Origin of the sequence: Puia sp. P3 (assembly GCF_050632245.1) — a bacterium.
Taxonomy (GTDB): domain Bacteria; phylum Bacteroidota; class Bacteroidia; order Chitinophagales; family Chitinophagaceae; genus Puia.
In genome coordinates this window covers 3,424,171-3,445,174 of record NZ_CP192583.1, presented here as the reverse complement: position 1 = coordinate 3,445,174, position 21,004 = coordinate 3,424,171, and the positions used below count along the sequence as shown (strand labels likewise).

Genomic DNA, 21,004 nt, shown 5'->3' with positions numbered 1-21,004 from the left:
ACGCGCTAATTTTTGTAAAGCGCATCTCCGGCAGATAAAAGGAAAATCCCGGTTGTTGATCAAAAGGCTGCTTATACTGGTGCTGTTCTTGGGTGGGGCCTACTTCGCCGTGATGCCTCAGCAGCTGCCGGGAAAGACGCCGGCGGTGGGCCGGAAGGACACGGTGCCGGCAGGCGGAATCGCCAGGGATACGGTGCCAGCGGATACTCCCCGGAGGGATACCGTACCGAGGCCCAATGCCGATACAATTCCCCTGACTGATTCCCTCAAAAAAGTCGTAGACAGCATTCGGCACTACCAGGACAGCCTGAAGAAGGCCGATACGGTACTATCTGCTGCCGCACAGCTGCGGCAGGTCGACTCCCTTAATATCCGCTCCGGCGCTCCTGTGGATTCGGTCAAAATGCGGCTGGACTCGATGATGAATGCGGTGGGCAACGTCAGGGGGCAGCAGGTGCCGGGCCGGCCGGGGGTCCCGGGTACCCTGCCCAGGCAGTCCAATCCGGGATATGCACCTTCGATGGGAGGGGGTAATTTGCCGGGGGGCGGAAACCAGCCTGGAGGAAATGGCCCCGCCGGGGCGCAAATTTGCCGAGGGGTACCCCGAGTGTATCACGCGGCCGCCGGGGGCTCCTGTCCGCAGACCGGGAGCGGCTCCGGTGCTTTCCAACCTCCACCGCAAATGGGTGCCCGTGCGCGACGGGAAGATACCGATAGATTCCATGAGTGTGATTCCCGGCGCCTTCTTCGTAAAAGGCGTCAGCGACAGCACTTTTATTCTCGACTGGGTCAATTCGGCGCTCGTGTGGAAACACCGGCCGGCAGGCATGGACAGTGTCCTGATCACGTACCGCACCTTTCCCTATCGGATGAACGCAGTGGCCCGGCGCTTCAACTACGACAGCATTCAAAACTATTTTCTTGTCCGGCCTTACGACAAACAGCGGGAGGGCGGGGACGGCACCGACAATTTCTTCAGCTTCGGCAATATCACCTACAACGGTAGTTTTGGACGGAGCATTACCTTCGGCAACAACCAGGACGCCGTGGTCACGTCCAACCTGAACTTGCAGATCAGCGGCTACCTGGCCGACAGCATACAGATCTCGGCGGCCATTACCGACAACAATATTCCTATTCAGCCGGACGGGACGACGGCCGACCTCAACGAGTTCGACAAGATCTTTCTGCAGTTCAAAAAGAGGAACTGGGCCCTCACGATGGGGGACATCGATCTGCGGCAGAATCAAAACTATTTCCTCAGTTTTTACAAACGGATGCAGGGTGCTTCCTTCGAGACCACCCAGCAGATAGACGCAAAGACGACGAACAGGACGCTGGTCAGTGCGGCCATCGCCAAGGGTAAATTCACCCGCAATATCTTCCAGGGACAGGAGGGCAACCAGGGCCCCTACAAGCTGCAGGGCGCCAACGGCGAGCTCTATTTCATCGTGCTGGCAGGAACGGAGAAGGTGTTCATCGACGGACAGCTGATGCAGCGGGGAGAGGACCAGGACTACGTCATCAACTACAATACCGGTGAGATAACGTTCACGCCCAACCGAATGATTACACAGGACAAGCGTATCCAGGTGGAATTTGAGTATGCCGACCGCAACTATCTCAACGTAAACCTATACCTGTATGACGAAGCCAGTTTCGACAACAAGCTGAAGGTACGTCTCGGGCTGTTCAGCAACAGCGACTCGAGGAATTCGCCCATTAATCAAACGCTGACGCCGGATCAGAATAAGTTTCTTGCCAAACTTGGGGACAGCATCAACCGCGCTTTTTATCCGGTGGCCAATATCGATACCTTTTCCGCGGGGAAGGTATTGTACAGAAGGGTGGACACTACGTACAAGAATGCGGCGGGACAGGCGGTACACGACTCGGCGTATGTCTTCTCGACAGACGCTACCAATACCCTTTACAGCCTTTCCTTTGCCAACGTCGGGCAGGGGTATGGCAACTATGTCCAGGACCTCAACGGCGTCAATGGCAGCGTATTCATCTGGATAGCGCCCGTCAACGGCGTCATGCAGGGTTCGTACGAGGCGGCGCAGTTCCTGGTGACGCCCAAAACCCAGCAGGTGATGACACTGGGGACGGACTATGCGGTCAACAAGAATACTACCGTGACGGCGGAGGTGGCCAAAAGTCACTATGACGTCAATACGCTGTCGACCATCGATAAGCGCAATGACGACGGCTACGCCGCCCGCTTCCTCTTCAAAAACGTCAAGCCGCTGGGTTCTGCGGAAAAGGGCCTCGCAGCTGACCTCCGGTCTGGGGTATGAATATGTGCAGAAAACATTCAATCCGATCGAGCGCCTGCGCGCGCCCGAGTTCACCAGGGACTGGGGGCTCACGCTTGGAGTCAATCCTGCCGACGAACGCATCTACAACGCCAATCTGCAGCTCAGCGACAAAAAGCTGAATGCCGTCAAATACGACCTTTCGCGGTATGAACGCGGAGACGGCTTTACCGGCACGCGGAATATCCTTAGTCATCACCAGGCCTGGCGCGGCTGGACGGTTACCGACCAGCTGAGCGTAACAACCAGCGACAGCGGCAGTATTTCAGGACTCTATCTGCGGCCTTCGGTAGACCTTTCCAAAAAGCTGTCCTTCCTGAAAGACTATGTGGTAGGGGCCACCTATTCGCTGGAGCGCAACAAACAAATGGACAGGAAGGCGGACAGCGTGACGGGAACGAGTTTCGAGTTCAATACCTGGTCCGTCTATCTGAAGTCGCCGGAGAAGAACCCCAATCACTGGGGGATGAGCTTTATGACCAGAGAAAATTCCTACCCATACGGCAGGAGTCTGATCAGGGGAGATCGCAGCAGGAACTTCAATCTGTATGCGGACTTTCTGAAGAACCCCCACCACCAGCTGCATTTCAATGCCACCTACCGCAGGTTGCAGATACTCGACAGCGCGATCACGACACAGACTTCGGACAACAGCATACTGGGCAGGGCGGAGTATATCGTCAACGAGTGGAAGGGCTTTCTGCGCGGGAATGCGCTGTATGAAGTGGGGTCCGGTCAGCAGCAAAAACTGAATTATACCTATCTGCAGGTGCCCGCGGGGACGGGGCAGTATGCCTGGATCGACTACAACAACGACGGCATCCAGCAGCTGAGTGAGTTCGTCCTTGCGCAGTTCCAGGACCAGGCGCAGTATATCCGCGTATATACGCCGACGAATGAATACGTCAGGGCTACCTACACCACGCTGAACTACAGCGTGACGCTGACGCCCAAATCGATCATTGGGAAAGGGGAAAGGCCTTTGCCCGGCTGCTGGCCAGAATGACGCTGCAGTCCTCTATGCAGCTGACCCAGAAACAGCAGGCGCGGGGACTGGTAGAGTGGAATCCCTTCAAGGCGCCGCTGGATGACACTGCCCTGATCACGCGTACACAGATAATGGTCAATACCCTATCCTTCAACCGGCAGGACCCACTCTGGGGTTTCGACCTCAGCAATACGCGCAATGGGGCGAAAAGCCTGCTGACTTATGGCTATGAGACGAGACAGACGGATGAATGGTCGCTGCGAAGCAGGCTGAACCTGAACAAGTCCGTAGCACTGACGGCCATATACCGGCAGGGCACCAACCAATTGAACAACTCCAGTTCGAATTTCGACAGTAGTAACTATGACCTGAAACAGTTCTCCATCGAGCCCGGCGTGACCTATACGCGGAAGTCGAATCTCCGGATAGGGTTGGGGTACCGGCTTACGACAAAGGAGAATAGTCCGGCCTGGGGCGGACAGCGATATACGGCTACCGCAATGAATACCGATTTCAAATATAATATCCTGCAGAGCACGTCGATACAGGGGAAGTTTACGGTGAGCTCGATCGTCTACACTTCGGCGGCGGGTAAGCCGAGTACGACTTCGGCGGTATCATACACGATACTGGAAGGACTGCAGCCGGGGAAGAATTATCTGTGGAATCTTGACCTGACAAAGAGGCTGGGGAATAGTCTGGAATTAAGTCTTCAGTATGAGGGTCGCAAGGCCGGGGAGACGAGGATCATCCATACGGGGCGCGCCGCATTGCGGGCATTGCTATAATGGGGTTACTCTCTAAGGCAAAAGCCAGGACTTTCGTCCCGGCTTTTGCAAATATTTGTCCTTCGAACGGACACCCGTGGTCGTCTTAACCAAAGATTCCGCCTTTCTTCAGCTCGCGGGTGCCTTCGCCGATCTTGAATCCATTGTGATAGATCTCGATCTTGTAGTTACCCTTCTGGAACTCGCTGTTTTGTTTCCAGGCAAACTGAACAGACTTGGATTTGCCGGCTTCGAAGTCTACAGGAACCTTGGCGGTGTAGATCTTGTCGCCGTCGTCACGGCTGGTGAAATTGCCCGAACCCAGTGCAGGAACGGAGATGGGCTTGCCATCCGGGCCGGTGATGCAAACATATACGTCGGTCTGCCCGGTCTGTGCGATGCGGTTAGCGACGTCAAAGCCGATAACGAGCTTGTTTACCCTTCTTGCGGTGGAAGTTTCCTTGTCCTTGCCGTCCTTTCTCTCGTGCATCGGAGTGATGGAGATATTGGAGGCATTGAGTGTAGAAGCGATGTCAACCTTCTTTTCCGAGGTCCTGCTTGGCAGCAGTGGTGGTGGTCAGGTCGTTGGTGAGCTTCTCTTTGTCCTGCGTCAGGTTCTGTTTGTCCTGAGTCAGCTGCTGATTGTCCTGGGTCAGCTGAGCTACCTGCTGTTCGAGGTTACCGATCTTATCGTTCAGTTCCTTGATCAGGTCTTCAGCTTTCTTCTTTTCTGCTTCGGTGATGTGTTCTTTCTTGAGGATGTCGCGAATCCGGCCTTTCAGCTTGGAGATCTCCGTATTACCTTCGTTCATCTGAGCGGTCAGTTTGTTGTTGGTGCCGGTCAGTGAATCCAGACGGACGAGGGCGTCGTCAAAATTCTTCTGAAGTTGTCCTTTTTCGTCTGTTACTTTGGATATCTGAGCTTGTTGCTGGGTTTGAACCTGCTCCTGTTTGTTGTTGTTCCAGAGCAAGTAACCCCAGGTACCGAGGAAACCGGCTGCAAGCAACCCGATTACCAGATTTTTATAATCTTTTTGGGGGGTTGACTTTGAGGTGTAGCTGAGGGATAGTTGGTTGTCGTACTCATAGCTTATGTTTTTTTTACAAAAGTTATAAAATGCTTTTTTTCTTCTTCCGTGACTGTTTATGACGGTTATACAGGGAGCTGGACTAAAACCGTGCCAAACTCATTTTTATTGTGCAGAGGCGCTGATTTATAGAGAATTATGTAAATTTGTGGTAATAAAACGCGAACGGATGTCTGTTGAAAAGATTCTCGGTGACTGGAAAAAAATGAAATTCAAGCCTGTCTACTGGCTGGAGGGTGAGGAGGAGTTCTATATCGATCAGCTCGTCAACTATGCCGAGCACAGGATATTGACAGAGGCGGAGGCCGGCTTCAATCTGACCGTTTTTTACGGAAAGGATGCGGACTGGACGGCCGTGATCAATGCGTGCCGCCGTTATCCCATGTTTGCCGAAAGGCAGGTGGTGGTTTTAAAAGAAGCGCAGCAGATGCGGGACATCGACAAGCTGGAAGCCTATATCGACAAGCCCTTGTCTTCAACCATCTTCGTGGTGGCCTACAAGGAGAAGAAGGTGGACGGGCGGAGCAAGCTGGCGAAGATGCTGAAGGAGAAGGCCGAGCTGTATACGACAAAAAAACTGTATGACAACCAGCTGCCCGACTGGACCAGCGAGCTGATTCGTTCGAAGGGGTATGAGATTGCGCAGAAGGCGCTGCTGCTGCTGGTCGATCATATCGGCAACGACCTGAGCCGTATCAATAATGAGATAGAGAAGCTGCTCGTCAATCTTTCGGGGCGGAAGAATATTACCGAAGACGATATCGAGCGCTACGTCGGCGTGAGCAAAGAGTATAATGTGTTCGAATTACAGGATGCATTTGCGAAGAAAGACCGGGTAAAAGCGATCCGGATCATCCAGTATTTTGAAAGCAATCCCAAAGCGGGTCCCATCCAGCTGATCCTGCCTTCCATCTATAATTTCTTCAGCAAGGCCTATATGATCTTCGGGCAGCAGGCCGGGGACGAGAAGAGCGTCGCGGCGGCGATCGGGGTGAATCCTTATTTTGTAAAGGACTATCTCGCTGCCGTGCGGAATTACAACTATGAGGGTATTGAGAACGGGCTGCTGCTGCTGCATTCCTACAACCTGAAGAGTGTCGGAGTAGGGAGCGCCGCAACAGAGGACGCTTCGTTGCTCAAGGAGCTCGTGGTGAAGATGATGGTTTAGGCCAGTGCCAGCAGCGTGTCCTCCCTGTCTTTTCCCAGTTGTACTTTCAGGGCTTCGAGTCCGTCGAACTTTACTTCTTCCCTGAGCCATTTCCGGACAAAGACGCGAAGGTCGCGACCATAGATGTCATCGTCGAAGTCGAAGAGGTTGACCTCGATGGTTCGGATTTTTCCACCTACGGTCGGGCGTATGCCGATGCTCATCATTCCTTTCAGCCGCGGTGAGTTGAAGAGGTCGTTGTTTTGACCGCCCGAATCGTTTCCGGCCGGCAGGAGCGTCGCTTCCACTGCATAGATGCCGTCGGCGGGGATCAGTTTTTCAGGGCTGGTCACCCGGAGGTTGGCGGTAGGGTAGCCCAGTTTGCGGCCGAGCTGGTCGCCTTTTACTACGGTGCCGGAAAAGAAGAAGGGATAGCCCAGCAACTGGTTGGCGGTGACGATATCGGGTTGCTGTATCGCCTCGCGGATCCGCGTCGAGCTGACCAATACTTCGTTTAGCAGGTGGACGGGTATCTCCTGTAAGCCGAAGCCGAGTCTGCTGCTGTATTCTTCCAGCAGGTGATAGTCACCGAGGCGGCCTTTGCCAAAGCGATGGTCATAGCCGATGATGACCGTATGTGGATGGAACCGGGCCACGAGAAAATCGGTTATGTATTCCTCCGCGGTCAGTTGGGAAAAGGCTTCGGTGAAGGGGACGATGACCAGGTGGTCGATGCGCTGCCAGGAAAGGAGCTGGATCTTTTCTTCGAGGGTATTGATCAGTCTGATCTCCTCGGTGCCGCCTTTTACGACCTTACGGGGATGAGGATAGAAGGTGATGATCACGGTCTCTCCGTCGATACGGGTGGCTTCCTGTCTCAGTTGTTCGAGTATCCGGGTGTGCCCGGAGTGAACGCCGTCAAAAGTGCCTATCGTTATTACAGCCCGCCGGAAGTCAGGGAGTTGATCGGTATTATGATAGATGCGCATGGGGCGTAAAATTAAAGGATTTATGCTTTACCTTTGCGGACTATGTCACTGTACGCCCAACGCGGTGTTTCCGCTCAGAAAGAAGAAGTTCATCAGGCAACCGAAAAGCTGGACAAGGGGCTTTACCCGAATGCGTTTTGCAAGATCTATCCCGACTATCTGGGAGGCGATCCGGCCTGGGTCAATCTGATGCATGCGGACGGGGCGGGTACGAAGAGCATTCTGGCGTATCTCTACTGGAAGGAGACCGGGGATCTCTCGGTGTGGAAGGGGATCGCCAAAGACGCTATCGCCATGAATCTCGACGACCTGTTGTGCGTCGGGATCTACGACAATCTCTTATTCTCATCGACGATCGACCGGAACAAGCGGAATATTCCGGGTGACGTACTTTCCACGATCATCAACGGTTCTCAGGAATTTTTCGACGAGCTGAAGAGCTTTGGGGTGGGTATTCAGTACCTGGGTGGTGAGACGGCGGATGTCGGAGACGTCGTTAGGACGATTGCCGTCAATGGTACGATGACTGCCCGCTGGCCGAAGGACAAGCTGGTCACGAACGACAGGATAAAGGCCGGAGACGTGATCGTCGGATTTGCCAGCTATGGCCAGGCGACGTATGAGCAGGAATACAACAGCGGGATCGGCAGCAACGGGCTGACCAGCGCGCGTCACGACATGCTGCACAAGACCTACGGAGCCAGGTTTCACGAGTCGTATGATACTACACTTGATGAAAACGTAGTGTATATCGGCCCGCACCGGATGACGGATTCGATCGAAGTGTCCGTGAATACCGGTGGTGGCATCGAGACCCGGACGACGGATATCGGGCATTTGCTGCTGAGTCCGACCCGGACCTATGCGCCTTTGCTGAAAAAGCTGCTGACGGAGCAGTTCGACCACATACACGGACTGGTCCATTGCAGCGGCGGCGGACAGACCAAGTGCATGAAATACCTGCCGGACAATTTCAGGATCACAAAGGATAATTTATTCGAGGCGCCTGTCGTGTTCAGGGAGATACAGGCTGCTTCCGGCTCCGACGACAGGGAAATGTATCAGGTATTTAATATGGGGCACCGCCTTGAGGTCTTTACCGATGCGGCCGCTGCCGATGCCATGATACAACTGGGGAAGGAATTCAACATCGATACGCAGATAGTTGGGCGTGTCGAGGCGGCGAAGGAGAAAACGCTGCGGCTGGTTGTCGGCGGAAAGGAGATAAATTACTGATAATCAAAATTTTGTAATCGGTTTCTTGTTGCTGATGAACTTTCAGCTCCTGCATCTGTTAATAATAATCTAACGCGTTGGCCGATCCTATCTGTAAAGGACATAGGATAATTGGAAAAGGCCATTTCAATTCTGGATTTTCTCCGAAAATCAAAAAAAAGATTAAAATTCCTTCATTTTAATCCACAACGCTATGAATTTCCAGATTCTATAACTATTTTCGCAAACGGTTCTGGACGGATTGACATTAAATTATTTCTATATCTTTTTGCCCTTTCCGCGAACTCCCCTGGTTTTGTAGTGTTATAATAGATAAGTATCCGACGACTAGAAAGCCGCCAATTTTGTCATTTTTTTTATTTTTTATTTGATATGAGGCAACTTAAAATTGCTACACAGATTACTAACCGTGATTCCCAGGCGGTTGAGAAGTATTTGCAGGAGATCTCCAAGATCCCGATGATCACTCCCGAAGAGGAGACGGTCCTCGCACAACGGATCAAGATGGGGGACCAGAAGGCCCTTGACAAGCTGGTTCAGGCCAACTTGCGTTTTGTGGTTTCCGTTGCAAAACAGTATCAGCACCAGGGGTTATCACTGAGTGATTTGATCAACGAGGGTAACCTCGGCTTAATTAAAGCGGCGCAACGCTTTGATGAAACCAAGGGTTTCAAGTTTATTTCTTACGCGGTATGGTGGATTCGCCAGTCCATCCTGCAGGCGTTGGCAGAGCAGGGCAGATTAGTCCGCCTGCCTCAAAACAAAATTGGCACCTACAACAAGGCTAATAAGGCCTACATGGCTTTCGAACAGGAACATGAACGGGAGCCTAGCACGGAAGAATTAGCAGAGTTGCTTGAAATGAGTGAGACGGAGATCAACAACATTTTCCAGAGCAATACCCGCCACAGCTCGCTGGACGCGCCGGTACACGAAGCAGAAGACGTAGCGATGGGCGATTTGCTGGAAGGTGGTGACGAAACAGACGACGACGTAATGAAGGATTCCTTACGCGCCGAAATTCGCCGTGTGCTCAAGTCCTGAGCCCCGCGAAGCGGAGATTGTCAATGCGTATTTTGGACTGGACGGCGAAAATGGGGTAACCATCGAGCAGATCGGCCAGAAGTACGATCTGACCAAAGAACGTATCCGCCAGATCAAAGAAAGGGCGATCAAACGCCTGCAGAAAGCACGTTATAGCAATGCGCTGAAAGCATACCTGGGTTAATACCCCACATATCTTACTCACGGAATTTGAGTCCCGGTCGTTTGGCCGGGACTTTTTGTTGGGTCGTTCGCCTTCGGTGAACCAACATATTATTCACACTTCGGAGGGAGGTCATTCAAATGACATTAAAATACTGATTTACTCATTATCTTCGTTCGCTTTAAAGCATAGTATGGAGCAAACACAGAAAGTACACTGTCTGATCATTGGTTCGGGGCCCGCAGGATATACGGCAGCGGTCTATGCTGCGCGAGCCAACCTCAAACCGGTCCTCTACCAGGGTATACAGCCCGGCGGACAGCTGACGATCACTACCGAAGTGGAGAATTATCCCGGCTATCCGGACGGCGTCCAGGGGCCGGAAATGATGGTGCATTTTGAAAAGCAGGCAGCCCGGATGGGCGCAGATATACGGTATGGTCTGGCGACCAGGGTGGATTTTTCCGTCCGCCCCTTCAAGGTCTGGATCGACGAGGAGAAGCTGATCGAGGCCGACGCGGTCATCATCGCCACAGGAGCCAGCGCCAAATGGCTGGGACTGGAGAGCGAACAGCGGCTCAACGGATACGGTGTCAGCGCCTGCGCGGTCTGCGACGGATTTTTCTTCCGGGGCAAGGAGGTTGCGATCATCGGCGCCGGGGATACGGCGGCCGAGGAAGCGCTCTATCTGTCCAAGCTGGCTACGAATGTCCACATGCTGATACGCAGCGATAAGATGCGTGCTTCCCGGGTCATGCAGGAAAGGGTTCAGCAGACTCCCAATATCAAGGTCTACTGGAACAGTGAGGCCGACGAAGTACTTGGCGAAAGCCGGGTAGACGGACTGCGGATCAGGAACAACAAGACGGGCGACAAGCAGGTCGTACCTATCAGCGGGTTCTTTGTGGCGATTGGCCATCAGCCCAATTCGGCCATATTCAGCGAGTTCCTCGACCTCGATGAGGCGGGTTATATCAAGACCACGCCGGGTACGAGCAGAACCAATGTGGAAGGTGTATTTGCGGCCGGTGACGTACAGGATAAGATCTACCGCCAGGCAGTGACGGCCGCCGGCAGCGGATGTATGGCGGCGCTGGATGCGGAAAGATGGCTGACGGCCAGCGGGCTGGCATAAATAACGGGGGCTCCTGAAGTAGAGGTGCCCGAAAGGCCCCATATATTATGGTTACTGTCCAATTACATAAACTGATCTTTTCCGGGCGGCACGGCGTGTTCAAGGAAGAACTGGCGACGGGGAATACCTTCGAGGTAAACCTGGACGTTACCTACGACGAAAATGACCAGCCTTATGAAAGTCTGGGTACGATCGTCAACTATGTCACGCTTTTCGATATCGTGAAAGAGCGGATGCACCAGCCTTCGCCGCTGCTGGAAAAGATCGCCGACGAGATCATCTCGCGGATCAAGGCGCAGTATCCTTTCCTGCGGGAGGTCATACTTTCTATCTACAAGCTACAGGCGCCCATCGGGAATTTCCAGGGCAAGGCCGGAGTCACCCTGCACAAAAAGTTTTAACAATACCGTCCGGGTTGCCGGGCCAACCATGGATGTGCTGATAGCGTTTAATTTGGTATGATCCGATCATTCGTTGTGCTGCTGTTCTTTCTTCCCATAGTCGCCGGCGCGCAGGACGTTGCAAGCCTGCTGAGCAGAGCGGTACAGCTGGAGGGCCAGTTCAGGGAGGAGGAGGCGCTTCCGGTGTACGAGCAGGTGATCCGTCTCCGGCCAGATCAGGTATTTGCATGGTGCCGGTGCAGCGATCTCAGCTGTCGCATCGGCAACCGCCAAACGAACAAAGACAGGAAGGTCGCGATGTTCAAAGAGGGCTATGCCTATGCGCGTTCGGCCTGGCGTCTCGATTCCACCAACAGCGAAGTGAATATTGCCATGGCTTTCTCGCTGGCCCGGATGGCGCTGATACAAAATGGTAAGGAAAGGATAACTACGGCCAGGGGATATCAAACGGTATGCGGAGAATGCGATCCGGTATGATCCGAAGAGCTATAAGGCCTGGCATATTCTGGGGCGCTGGAATTATGAGGTCAGCAGTCTGAACCCCCTCGAAAAATTATTTGCCCGCTGGTTCTTCGGAGTGTTGCCGGAAGCCTCGCTGGAGGAGGCGATCGCCGGATATGAAAAGAGTATGGCGCTAAAGCCGGATTTTATGCTCAATTACTACGAGCTCGCCAGGTGTTGGCGCCGGGAGGGGCAGAAGGACAAGGCCATCCGGCTGGTGCACCAGATGGATACGCTGAAGGATGAAATGTATGATGACCGCCAGATCCGGCAGCAGGGACATCAGCTCCTGAAAGAGCTGGAGGACTAAACAATTTTCCCTTTCCATTTCCCGCTGCGCATATACAGGAACGACTGGGTGAAGATAGACAGCCAGTATACCCACTCGGAGAGCCATCCCATCACCAGCGACATATGCCAGCGTTCGAGTACAAAATAGATATAGCAGCAGTAAAAGACGATGGTGACAAACTCGATGAGCAGGTTGATGCGGGTATTGCCGGTCCCCGTGACCGCGTTCAACCAGACCACGGAGAATGACATGAGTATGAGGGCAGTCGAGACGACCCTTATGACGGGTATCGCAGCCGTAGTGAACGCGGGGTCCTGGCCGTATACGGACAGAAAGATCTCCGGAAAGATATTCAGCAGGATGGCGACGACGACGGAGACCGAAGCACTGAGCCGGATAATCTTAACGATCAGTTCCGTTACCCTGTGCTCGAGTCCCTGGCCGATGATATTGCTGACCATTGCGTTGGTGGTGGAGGCGAAGGCCCAGGTGAAGACGCCGAAGAGGCCGAAGATATTGCGCATCGTGTTGCTGATGGCGAGCGCCTGGCGCCCGTGGTGCTCTATCAGGATATAAAAGAAGACCCAGCTGGTGATGCTGATAGTATACTGAAACACGAGGGGCGAAGACTGGACGAGGATGAGCCGGATATTCTTCGGGTCGAACCGCCAATGCCGGTACAGCTGCAGGTCGCGGCTGATGCCTTTGTTGTGGATGACGAGGAATACGACTGCCATGCCGGCCGCTTCCGCGGCTATCGAAGAGAAGGCGGCGCCGTTGAAACCCATATCGGGCAGGCCGAGGTGGCCGAAGATAAGACCATAGTCCAGGACGATGTTCACGATGGTCTCTGCCAGGGTGCCGTAGACGAGGAATTTGCTTTGGTTGGTGCCTACCAGCAGTGCGTTGCGCATCTGGTAGACATAAAGAAAAGGGAGACCCCAGATGCGGATGCGCAGGAAGTCGACAGACTGTTTTCTCAGTTGTTCGGAATGCAGGGATAAGGAGAGAATATGGGGCGCCAGAAAGTAAGTTACGAGTATCCCTGCCGCGGCAAGCGCCAGGCTGATAAGGAGGCCCTGCGAGAAGAGCTTGCCGATCTCTTCGATCCGACCTTCGCCCGCACGGCGCGAGATCAGGGCCTGCAGGCCGTTGTTGAGCCCCCCGCCGACGACCGCGAACAGCAGATAGTAGACGCCGGTGATGCCTGCGGCAGACAGGGCATCGCCCGCCTGGTCGAGGTGGCCGAGGAATATGTTATTAGTAATAAAATTTATTTGAGGCACGAGGATGGACAGGCTGATCGGCAATGCCATGCGCAGGATGTCCCGGTTGCTGATAGATACCTTGTACGATTTGGTGGTGGTGCTTTCCATGGTTGGAGTGGAAAATTAGTAGTATTATTGCACATGCTCAAACCGGCCTTCCAGATTGCGGTAAAGGATATCTCGGACGAGGAAATGCTCCAGTCGCGCCTACTCGTGGAAGTTAATCCCAATGCATTTACCTATGTTCTTCTCAACCAGCGGAACATGAGTCCCCTGGTGGTGAAGTATTTCCAGCTGGAGCCGAGCCGCGAGCTGCCGTTGACCGAGGCCCTGCGCGAGATAGTGGCGGAGGACGGTTTGCTGAAACGGCCCGTGAAAGAGACGCTGCTGGTCTATAATTTTCCGGAGAGTAGTCTGATCCCCGAGCCCCTGTTCGGGACGGACACCAACCGCGAGATCATCGACACGCTGCATGGCAATCTTCAGAAAGGCCTTATCCTTACGGAGAAGATCCCCTGGTGGGAGCTGTTCAACGTCTACCGGATCTCTCCCGATCTGCACCAGCTGATGCAGCAGTCGTTCACGGCGGGTAAGTACTGGCATTACTATAGTCTTCTGCTGAAGAGCTTCAAGATGTTCGATTCATCGGATTCGGAAGACTGTCTGAAAGTGATCTTTTATTCCGACAAGATGGTGGCGCTGGTTATCCGCGGCGGGAAGGTGCATCTGATGCAGACCTTTTCTTATCATGACACCCGGGATGTGGCCTATCATTTGCTGAATTGCTGTCAGCAGCTGGGGCTGGATCAGTCCGCCGTCCGGGTTCTGGTTGGGGGGCTGATAGACCGGCAGTCTGCGCTGAGTACCGAACTTCACAAATATTTTTTGAAGGTCAATTTCGAGGAGATCGACGAAAGCATCAAGGTCACCGACGAGTTGAAAGAGTTGCCTCTGCACTATTTTTCATCCATTCTGAAAATGGCCGTATGCGCATAATTGGTGGCGAGCTGGGAGGAAGGCGGGTCAATCCGCCGGCGAAAATGCCGTACACCCGGCCCACCACCGATATTGCCAAGGAAGGGTTGTTCAATATCCTGGAGAACAACCTGGAACTCGCAGACCTGAAGTCCCTTGATCTGTTCGGGGGAACGGGGAGTATCAGCTATGAACTGGCTTCACGGGGCGTACGCGACCTGACGGTCGTGGAGAAGGATCCGTCCATGTTTGCCTTTATACAGAAGAACGCGAAGGAACTGGGGCTTTCCGACTATTACAGAGTGGTCAGAATGGATGTCTTCAAGTTCATCGAACAGTGCGATTCGACCTTTGATTTTGTCTTTGCGGGGCCGCCCTATGCGCTGCCTACGATCGACCAGCTGCCCGGACTGGTCATTCCGCTGTTGAATACCGGGGGCTGGTTCGTGCTGGAGCATACCCCCAGGAATGACTATAAGAAATATTCTTTCTACGTGACCGAGCGGCACTATGGCACGACAATCTTCTCGATCTTTGTAAAAAAAGATTGATCAGGTTATGCAACCTATTTTTATCACAGGTATTGGCACGGGTATTGGCAAGACACTGGTCTCGGCCGTCGTCACGGAGGCGCTGGGAGGGCATTACTGGAAGCCGGTCCAGGCAGGTTTTGACGAAGGGACGGACGCCGGGTGGGTAGGAGAGCGGATCGGCGCGAAAAGGGTCTTTCCCGAACTCTACCGTCTCCGGCTGCCGGCCTCGCCGCATATCGCCGCCAGGGAAGAAGGGATAGAGATCAGTACGGACCGGATTGCCGCCGCGCTGCCGGAGGTCCGACCGCTGGTCGTGGAAGGGGCGGGTGGACTGCTGGTACCTCTGAACGACCGGCAGTTCGTAGTCGACCTGATAAAACGGCTGGATGCGACTGTGATCCTGGTCAGCCGCAACTATCTGGGCAGTATCAATCACTCGCTGCTGACGGCGGAGGTCTGCCGGATGCATGGCCTGCGGGTTGCGGGCTGGATATTCAACGACCAGTATCTGCACTATGAGCAGGAGATCGTCCGGTGGAGCGGTATTCCGCACCTCGGATCGATACCTTTTGGGAAAATTCCCGGTGTGGAGTTTGTCGCCGAACAGGCGGGGAAGATGGGGCCGGCCCTGCGCAGGGCGCTGGGGATAACACAATAACATTATGTATGTATGAACTTTAACTTTCCATTGCTGAAGCCCATACGGATCCTTTTATTTCCTGTCTCGCTGGTGTATGCGCTCGTCGTGAAAGTTCGCAACTGGTGTTTTGATAGAAAAATATTGTCATCGACCGTTTTTAATCTGCCGATCATTTGCGTCGGCAATCTGGCCGTGGGCGGCACGGGGAAGTCGCCGATGGTCGAACTGCTGATCCGGAACCTGCGATCCCGGCTGGAGGTTGCGGTACTGAGCCGTGGATACAAACGGAAGACGAGGGGTTATGCCCTCGCCGGCGAGCAGACCACGGCCCTGGACATCGGAGACGAGCCGATGCAGTTTCACCGGAAATTCCCGGATATCGCCGTGGCTGTGGGAGAAGAAAGGATCGTCGCGATACCCCAACTCCTGCACGACCGGCCGGAGACGGATGTCATCATTCTTGACGACGCGTTTCAGCACCGGGCCGTCCGCGCGGGGCTGAATATCCTGCTGACCGACTACTCGAATCTGTTCACGCGGGACTGGTGGCTGCCCAGCGGAGACCTGCGGGACGCGCCGTCCAGCTATCGGCGGGCCGACGTGATCATCGTCACCAAGTGTCCGGAAGGTCTTTCGGAGGAAGAGCGCCGGTCGATAGTGATGGAGATCGATCTGCGGCCGCACCAGCAGGTATTTTTTACTTCCATCTGCTATGGGGATCCGTACAGGATCAACGGGGAGGGGGTGTGGCGACGATCGACGACCAAATGGAAGTGCTGCTGGTCACGGGTATCGCCAATCCCGCGCCGCTGAAACGCTGGCTCAATGAACGCGCGCGCGCCTATTATGAGCTGGCTTACAGCGATCATCATATCTTCACTATCGACGATCTGAATACGATGGTCCGGCGTTTTGACGGGATAGCTTCGGAAAACAAGATCATCCTCACGACGGAAAAGGACGCGGTGAGGCTGATCAAATTCAGGCAGGAACTGGAAGGCTGGCCCTTTTATGTGCTGCCGATCACCCCTGGTTTTTATTCGGGGAGGAATCAAAGTTTAATGATATAATTATTAAATTCATTAGGGACTTTGAGGCCCAGGAGGGGCCTCGTCCGGGGCGGAGCCCCCGAACGAGACACCCAACAGTGTTGGGTGACGAAGTTTTCAATTAATTAACGTTTGCCGGAGATGTGCTAGTTTTGATAGAAGCACGGCTCCGGCACATTTAGACAGAGTAAAATGAAAAACAAAAAGAAGAGCAAGAATAAGAAGAAGGGCGCAGCGGATGCTGCTAATTTATACAAGGGAAGACTTGACGTCACCCGCAGCGGTATGGGGTTTGTGATCGTGGAAGGCCGGGACCAGGACATTCTGGTAAGACCTTCCGATTTTAATACGGCGCTGCACGGCGACGTCGTAAACGTAAGGGTGGTCAATAACTCGGCCCGCAGCGGAAGATGGCAGGGTGAGGTAGTGGAAGTGGTGGAAAGGAAGCAAATGGAATTTCTCGGACATATCGAGATCAGCCAGTCTTTTGCGTTCTTCATCGCTGAGTCCGACAAGCCGATGCCGGATATCTATGTGCCGCTGACGGCGCTGAACGGTGCGGTCAATCATGACTCAGTGATCGTCCGGATAGTCGAATGGGAGAAGAATAAAAAGCCCCAGGGGGAAGTCGTGCAGGTCATGGACAAGACGAATGTCAACGACCTGGCCATGAAAGATATCCTGCTGGAGGCCGGATTTCCCATCTTCTTCCCTGAGAAGGTGCTGGAGGAGTCCGAACGGCTGCCCGACCTGATCGGGGCGTCGGAGATCGCTGCCAGGAAGGATGTTCGCAATATCCTGACATTTACGATCGACCCGGTGGATGCCAAAGACTTCGACGACGCCATCTCCATTCGCCCTCTGGACAATGGCCTGCTGGAGATTGGGGTTCATATTGCCGACGTCAGTCATTATGTGGAGCCGGAAACGGCGCTGGACCAGGAGGCTTATACCAGGGCAACCTCCGTCTATCTGCCCGACAGGGTGAATCCTATGTTGCCGGAGCGCATCTCCAACGAGCTTTGTCTCGCTGCGTCCGCACGAGGATAAACTGACCTTCTCCGCCATCTTCCAGATGACGCCGAAGGGAGAGGTCAAAAGACCTGGCTCGGCCGGACGGTTATCCACTCCGATCACCGGTTTACCTATGAAGAGGTACAGGAGATCATCGAGCAAAAGACGGGCCTGCATGAATCCGAGATAGTGCTGCTCAACGATATCGCCCAGCGGCTGCGGAAACAGCGGTTCAAAAAAGGGGCGATCAATTTCTCGTCCACGGAGGTAAGGTTCAAGCTGGACGAAAAGGGCAAGCCCGTGGGCATCGTCGTGAAGGAGAGCAAGGAGTCGCACCAGCTGGTCGAGGAGTTCATGCTGCTCGCGAATCGCGCGGTCGCCGAATTCGTAGGGAAGATCACGGTCAATAAGAAACCCATTCCCTTCCCATACCGGGTACACGATACGCCCGACAAGGAAAAGTTGCTCCCGTTCATCGAATTTGCCAAGAAGTACGGGCACGTCTTCGACGTCGAGTCGCCGCAGGCGATCGCGAGGTCTTTCAACCAGATGTTGCTTGACGTGCAGGGCAAGCCGGAGCAGCACGTCCTCGAGCAGCTGGGTATCCGTACCATGGCCAAGGCGATATATACCACTGAGAATATCGGGCACTACGGACTTGGGTTCGCGCACTACTGTCATTTCACGAGTCCGATACGCCGCTATCCGGACGTGATGGTCCACCGGATACTTCAGGAATGCCTCGACAACAATATCGTCGTCGACAAGAAACTGGAAGGCAAATGCCGGCATAGCAGTGAGCGCGAGCGGGCGGCGATGGAGAGCGAACGGGCGGCCAACAAGTACAAGCAGGTAGAATACATGCAGGACTTTTTGGGTGAGGAATTCGAGGGCGTGATCAGCGGGGTGTCCTCTTTCGGGTTTTGGGTCGAGACGCTGGAGCACAAGTGCGAGGGGCTGGTGAGTCTCAACAGTCTTATGGACTACGACGATTTCCGTCATATCGAGAGCGACTATGCGCTCGTGGGAAGGCGAAGCGGCCGGCGGTTCAGGATGGGCGACAAAGTGACGATCAAGATCGTGTCGGCTAATTTGGCTAAGAGACAACTGGACTACGAATGGGTCATTTCATCGGGCGCGCCTGTGACCGACGGTCCCGCAGGCATGGAAGTCGGGGAACCCGACAGCGGTTGGCCCGCAGAGAGGCCTGCCAGGAAGAAGTCCGCTCAGGACCATAAGCCCAGGCACGGCAAATCCCCGCATGGCAAAGGCTCCGGTGCGAAAGGCCCGCACGCGAAACCACCGAAGAAGACCGCACGAAAGAAAAAGAAGTAATCAACTATGCATAGTTTCGAAGAACTGTCCGCTGCATTCACAGAAAGATTTGGCAACCGGCATTTCCCGTCCCGGCCGGCGAGCCTGTACGATCCCGCCGACTATTTTCTCGGGCTTGGTGGGAAAAGGATCCGGCCCCTGTTGTGCCTGATGGGCAACGAACTTTTTGGCGCCATCGAAGAGGATGCCTGGCAGGTTGCCACGGCCATCGAACTTTTTCACAATTTTACCCTGATACACGACGATATCATGGACAAGGCACCCCTGCGGCGCGGGCATAAGACCGTCCACGAGAAATACGGTACTTCCACGGCGATCCTTTCCGGAGACGTGATGATGGTCGTGGGTTATGAATATATCGCCCGCGTGCAGTCGCCGCAGATCCGGCGGATACTGCATCTGTACAACCAGACGGCCATCCAGGTCTGCGAAGGACAGCAGCTGGACATGGACTACGAATCGAAGGCGCAGGTGACGATGGACGACTACCTGCACATGATCGAACTCAAGACCTCGGTGCTGCTGGCCGCCAGCCTGCAGATCGGAGCCATTCTCGGTGGGGCAGGTCTGAACAATCAGCAGACGCTCTATCAGTTGGGGAAGAACCTGGGACTGGCTTTTCAGATACAGGACGACTACCTCGACTGCTATGGCGATGCGACCAAGTTTGGCAAGCAGGTGGGTGGCGATATCGTTGCGGGGAAGAAGACCTTTTTGCTGGTAAAAACGCTCGAGCTGGCTACTGAAGCGCAACGTGGGGCGATCCGCCGGCTGGAGCAGGCGCCTGCGGCGGAGAAGATTGGCGGGATGCTGGAGATCTATCACTCCTGTGGCGTGGACGTGTGGGTAAAAGATTTGAAAGAACAGTACCGCGCGGCGGCCTGGCAGAGCCTGGAAGACGTCGCTGTGACCGCAAGCCGTAAGGAGCCGCTGAAAAAGCTGGTCGACTACCTGCTGCAGAGAGAATATTAGTGCAGCCCTTCAGGAGGCCCGGTAGCGGTTCATCGTCCGCCAATATTTATCCTTATAGATATCGTAGCTGACGATAATTTTTCCCCGAAATCCGGCCAGCATCTGCTGCACCGTGCGGGATACGTGCCGGAATTCCTTGCAGGCGAAGTAGATGGTCCGCTTGCTGTTGTAGGTATCCCTGCCCAGGTTGAGATACCCGTCCGAGTCCGGGAGCAGCAGGACCAGTTCGTCCTCGAATTTATTGAGTTCAGCGGCTATTTCCTTGTCCGGCATCCCGTTGCTGATAGACGTGTAATTCATCTCGAGCACCATCATCCAGGGTGGGAGGCCTTGGCGTCCCAGCCGAGAAGTTCCTGGTTGACCAGCGCGATGGAGGGCAGCCCTCTGTCGTCCTTTCCTTCCAGAATGGAGTAGCTGTCGCCGTCGGTGTTGTGGCGCGTTCCGTTGTATTTTTCGATGAATTCCTTTTCCTTCCAGACCAGAAAGTCGTTGAGCTTCTCCAGCGGTATCAGTTCGCTACCGCCGGTGTCGGGGGCGTCTATCTGCACGTTGTCCAGCAGGGTGGCCGTGTTCAGCTCGCCGAGGGCGTTGTCGAGGAATATGAAGGCTCCATTGGTGATGATCTCCTTGTTGGTTTCGCTAAAATGATTGTGGACGATGGTTATTTCTATTTCATCGGGGTATTCAGAATTGTCCCGGCTGAAGAAGGACATCTCCTGGTCATTGAACTTATAACCGTCCATTTCAATGGTGATATCCAGACCAGTGGCGGGCTTTAGGGCGGTGAATCGCCAGCCGGGGATGGATGGGGCGACGGACACCAGCTCTTCGGCAAAGACAAATGTCTTTACGTCGCCCTGTGCCGTGATGATGAGCTCTGCCGTGGCTGCGTCATACATCCCGGCGGAACAGGCGAACCAGGAATTGAGGTTTTTTAGTTTGGACATCAGGAGGTCGAGGAAGTCTTCGTTGATCCGTTGCTCTTTGCTGATGGCGGAATGAAAGGATCTTTCGCGCTGCTGAAACCATTTCCAGAAGCCGGCCGCGTCCGTCACTTCCTTATCCCTTCCAAAGAGTCTCTTGATGAAATTCATAGCGGTAAAAGCTACGGCTTAAATGGCTGACGTCAAAATGAAATTCTGAAAAAAG

24 protein-coding genes and 1 pseudogene are annotated in these 21,004 nt (G+C 54.2%); 19 read left to right on the top strand and 6 right to left on the bottom strand.

Annotated elements, in window-relative coordinates:
* Positions 1 to 566 precede the first annotated feature (566 nt).
* The 3 genes from ACQ86N_RS21010 to ACQ86N_RS21000 are packed head-to-tail and all read left to right on the top strand — an operon-like array spanning position 567 to position 4,094.
* Complete coding sequence (locus ACQ86N_RS21010) at positions 567 to 2,300, top strand: hypothetical protein (RefSeq protein ID WP_431216820.1); 1,734 nt, start codon at positions 567 to 569, stop codon at positions 2,298 to 2,300.
* A 4-nt stretch (positions 2,301 to 2,304) separates the two neighbouring features.
* Entirely contained in the window at positions 2,305 to 3,324 is a 1,020-nt protein-coding gene (locus ACQ86N_RS21005; RefSeq protein WP_431216819.1) for a hypothetical protein, read from the top strand.
* Positions 3,321 to 4,094 carry a hypothetical protein gene (locus tag ACQ86N_RS21000; protein ID WP_431216818.1) on the top strand — a complete coding sequence of 258 codons (774 nt, stop codon included), beginning with the start codon at positions 3,321 to 3,323 and terminating at the stop codon, positions 4,092 to 4,094. Before ACQ86N_RS21005 ends, ACQ86N_RS21000 begins: the two co-directional genes overlap by 4 nt.
* A gap of 85 nt (positions 4,095 to 4,179) precedes the next feature.
* Here ACQ86N_RS21000 and ACQ86N_RS20995 read toward each other — a convergent pair whose 3' ends face one another.
* Together ACQ86N_RS20995 and ACQ86N_RS20990 are read right to left on the bottom strand one after the other, a co-directional pair.
* Complete coding sequence (locus ACQ86N_RS20995) at positions 4,180 to 4,563, bottom strand: hypothetical protein (protein ID WP_431216817.1); 384 nt, start codon at positions 4,561 to 4,563, stop codon at positions 4,180 to 4,182.
* 43 nt (positions 4,564 to 4,606) lie between these two features.
* Positions 4,607 to 5,080: a hypothetical protein gene (locus tag ACQ86N_RS20990; protein WP_431216816.1), complete on the bottom strand. Its 474-nt coding sequence runs from the start codon at positions 5,078 to 5,080 to the stop codon at positions 4,607 to 4,609.
* Positions 5,081 to 5,366: 286 nt separating this feature from the next.
* Here ACQ86N_RS20990 and holA point away from each other — a divergent pair, with 286 nt between their 5' ends.
* Positions 5,367 to 6,329: a DNA polymerase III subunit delta gene (gene holA / locus ACQ86N_RS20985; RefSeq protein ID WP_431216815.1), complete on the top strand. Its 963-nt coding sequence runs from the start codon at positions 5,367 to 5,369 to the stop codon at positions 6,327 to 6,329.
* Here holA and ACQ86N_RS20980 read toward each other — a convergent pair.
* Positions 6,326 to 7,297, bottom strand: a complete 972-nt coding sequence (locus ACQ86N_RS20980) for a bifunctional riboflavin kinase/FAD synthetase (RefSeq protein ID WP_431216814.1) — start codon at positions 7,295 to 7,297, stop codon at positions 6,326 to 6,328. The genes holA and ACQ86N_RS20980 overlap by 4 nt on opposite strands.
* A gap of 42 nt (positions 7,298 to 7,339) precedes the next feature.
* On the opposite strand from ACQ86N_RS20980, the gene ACQ86N_RS20975 reads away from it, so the two are divergent.
* The 7 genes from ACQ86N_RS20975 to ACQ86N_RS20945 all read left to right on the top strand — a co-directional run bounded on the left by ACQ86N_RS20975 (position 7,340) and on the right by ACQ86N_RS20945 (position 12,087).
* Positions 7,340 to 8,533, top strand: a complete 1,194-nt coding sequence (locus ACQ86N_RS20975) for an AIR synthase related protein (protein WP_431216813.1) — start codon at positions 7,340 to 7,342, stop codon at positions 8,531 to 8,533.
* 372 nt (positions 8,534 to 8,905) lie between these two features.
* Positions 8,906 to 9,577: a sigma-70 family RNA polymerase sigma factor gene (locus tag ACQ86N_RS20970; RefSeq protein ID WP_431216812.1), complete on the top strand. Its 672-nt coding sequence runs from the start codon at positions 8,906 to 8,908 to the stop codon at positions 9,575 to 9,577.
* On the top strand, positions 9,561 to 9,761 hold the full coding sequence (locus tag ACQ86N_RS20965) for a sigma factor-like helix-turn-helix DNA-binding protein (protein WP_431216811.1): 201 nt from the start codon (positions 9,561 to 9,563) through the stop codon (positions 9,759 to 9,761). Before ACQ86N_RS20970 ends, ACQ86N_RS20965 begins: the two co-directional genes overlap by 17 nt.
* Positions 9,762 to 9,933: 172 nt before the next feature.
* Complete coding sequence (gene trxB / locus ACQ86N_RS20960) at positions 9,934 to 10,875, top strand: thioredoxin-disulfide reductase (RefSeq protein ID WP_431216810.1); 942 nt, start codon at positions 9,934 to 9,936, stop codon at positions 10,873 to 10,875.
* 47 nt (positions 10,876 to 10,922) lie between these two features.
* Positions 10,923 to 11,276 carry a dihydroneopterin aldolase gene (locus tag ACQ86N_RS20955; RefSeq protein ID WP_431216809.1) on the top strand — a complete coding sequence of 118 codons (354 nt, stop codon included), beginning with the start codon at positions 10,923 to 10,925 and terminating at the stop codon, positions 11,274 to 11,276.
* Positions 11,277 to 11,333: 57 nt separating this feature from the next.
* Complete coding sequence (locus ACQ86N_RS20950) at positions 11,334 to 11,753, top strand: tetratricopeptide repeat protein (RefSeq protein ID WP_431216808.1); 420 nt, start codon at positions 11,334 to 11,336, stop codon at positions 11,751 to 11,753.
* Complete coding sequence (locus ACQ86N_RS20945) at positions 11,719 to 12,087, top strand: hypothetical protein (protein WP_431217524.1); 369 nt, start codon at positions 11,719 to 11,721, stop codon at positions 12,085 to 12,087. The genes ACQ86N_RS20950 and ACQ86N_RS20945 overlap by 35 nt, the downstream gene beginning before the upstream one ends.
* On the opposite strand, the gene ACQ86N_RS20940 is transcribed toward ACQ86N_RS20945, so the two are convergent.
* Complete coding sequence (locus ACQ86N_RS20940) at positions 12,084 to 13,445, bottom strand: MATE family efflux transporter (RefSeq protein WP_431216807.1); 1,362 nt, start codon at positions 13,443 to 13,445, stop codon at positions 12,084 to 12,086. The genes ACQ86N_RS20945 and ACQ86N_RS20940 overlap by 4 nt on opposite strands.
* A gap of 33 nt (positions 13,446 to 13,478) precedes the next feature.
* Between ACQ86N_RS20940 and ACQ86N_RS20935 the strand changes: the two genes are divergently transcribed.
* The 8 genes and pseudogenes from ACQ86N_RS20935 to ACQ86N_RS20900 all read left to right on the top strand — a co-directional run bounded on the left by ACQ86N_RS20935 (position 13,479) and on the right by ACQ86N_RS20900 (position 19,855).
* Positions 13,479 to 14,333 (top strand): DUF3822 family protein, encoded by an 855-nt coding sequence (locus ACQ86N_RS20935; protein ID WP_431216806.1) that lies wholly within the window; start codon positions 13,479 to 13,481, stop codon positions 14,331 to 14,333.
* The gene (locus tag ACQ86N_RS20930; protein WP_431216805.1) at positions 14,324 to 14,863 is read left to right on the top strand and encodes an RsmD family RNA methyltransferase; all 540 of its coding nucleotides are present in this window, start codon (positions 14,324 to 14,326) and stop codon (positions 14,861 to 14,863) included. Before ACQ86N_RS20935 ends, ACQ86N_RS20930 begins: the two co-directional genes overlap by 10 nt.
* 7 nt (positions 14,864 to 14,870) lie before the next feature.
* Positions 14,871 to 15,503 carry a dethiobiotin synthase gene (bioD, locus tag ACQ86N_RS20925; protein ID WP_431216804.1) on the top strand — a complete coding sequence of 211 codons (633 nt, stop codon included), beginning with the start codon at positions 14,871 to 14,873 and terminating at the stop codon, positions 15,501 to 15,503.
* 12 nt (positions 15,504 to 15,515) lie between these two features.
* Positions 15,516 to 16,298, top strand: coding sequence for a tetraacyldisaccharide 4'-kinase (gene lpxK, locus ACQ86N_RS20920; RefSeq protein ID WP_431216803.1), 783 nt, complete (start codon positions 15,516 to 15,518; stop codon positions 16,296 to 16,298).
* Entirely contained in the window at positions 16,253 to 16,555 is a 303-nt protein-coding gene (locus tag ACQ86N_RS20915) for a tetraacyldisaccharide 4'-kinase (RefSeq protein ID WP_431216802.1), read from the top strand. Before lpxK ends, ACQ86N_RS20915 begins: the two co-directional genes overlap by 46 nt.
* Positions 16,556 to 16,726: 171 nt before the next feature.
* Positions 16,727 to 18,283: pseudogene (locus ACQ86N_RS20910) on the top strand (ribonuclease R family protein); the annotation flags it as partial.
* Positions 18,263 to 18,883 (top strand): S1 RNA-binding domain-containing protein, encoded by a 621-nt coding sequence (locus ACQ86N_RS20905; RefSeq protein ID WP_431217523.1) that lies wholly within the window; start codon positions 18,263 to 18,265, stop codon positions 18,881 to 18,883. The pseudogene ACQ86N_RS20910 and the gene ACQ86N_RS20905, both read left to right, overlap by 21 nt.
* A gap of 6 nt (positions 18,884 to 18,889) precedes the next feature.
* Positions 18,890 to 19,855: a polyprenyl synthetase family protein gene (locus ACQ86N_RS20900; RefSeq protein ID WP_431216801.1), complete on the top strand. Its 966-nt coding sequence runs from the start codon at positions 18,890 to 18,892 to the stop codon at positions 19,853 to 19,855.
* A 9-nt stretch (positions 19,856 to 19,864) separates the two neighbouring features.
* Here ACQ86N_RS20900 and ACQ86N_RS20895 read toward each other — a convergent pair whose 3' ends face one another.
* Entirely contained in the window at positions 19,865 to 20,170 is a 306-nt protein-coding gene (locus ACQ86N_RS20895) for a DUF695 domain-containing protein (RefSeq protein ID WP_431216800.1), read from the bottom strand.
* Positions 20,167 to 20,949 (bottom strand): DUF695 domain-containing protein, encoded by a 783-nt coding sequence (locus ACQ86N_RS20890; RefSeq protein WP_431216799.1) that lies wholly within the window; start codon positions 20,947 to 20,949, stop codon positions 20,167 to 20,169. The genes ACQ86N_RS20895 and ACQ86N_RS20890 overlap by 4 nt, the downstream gene beginning before the upstream one ends.
* Positions 20,950 to 21,004 lie beyond the last annotated feature (55 nt).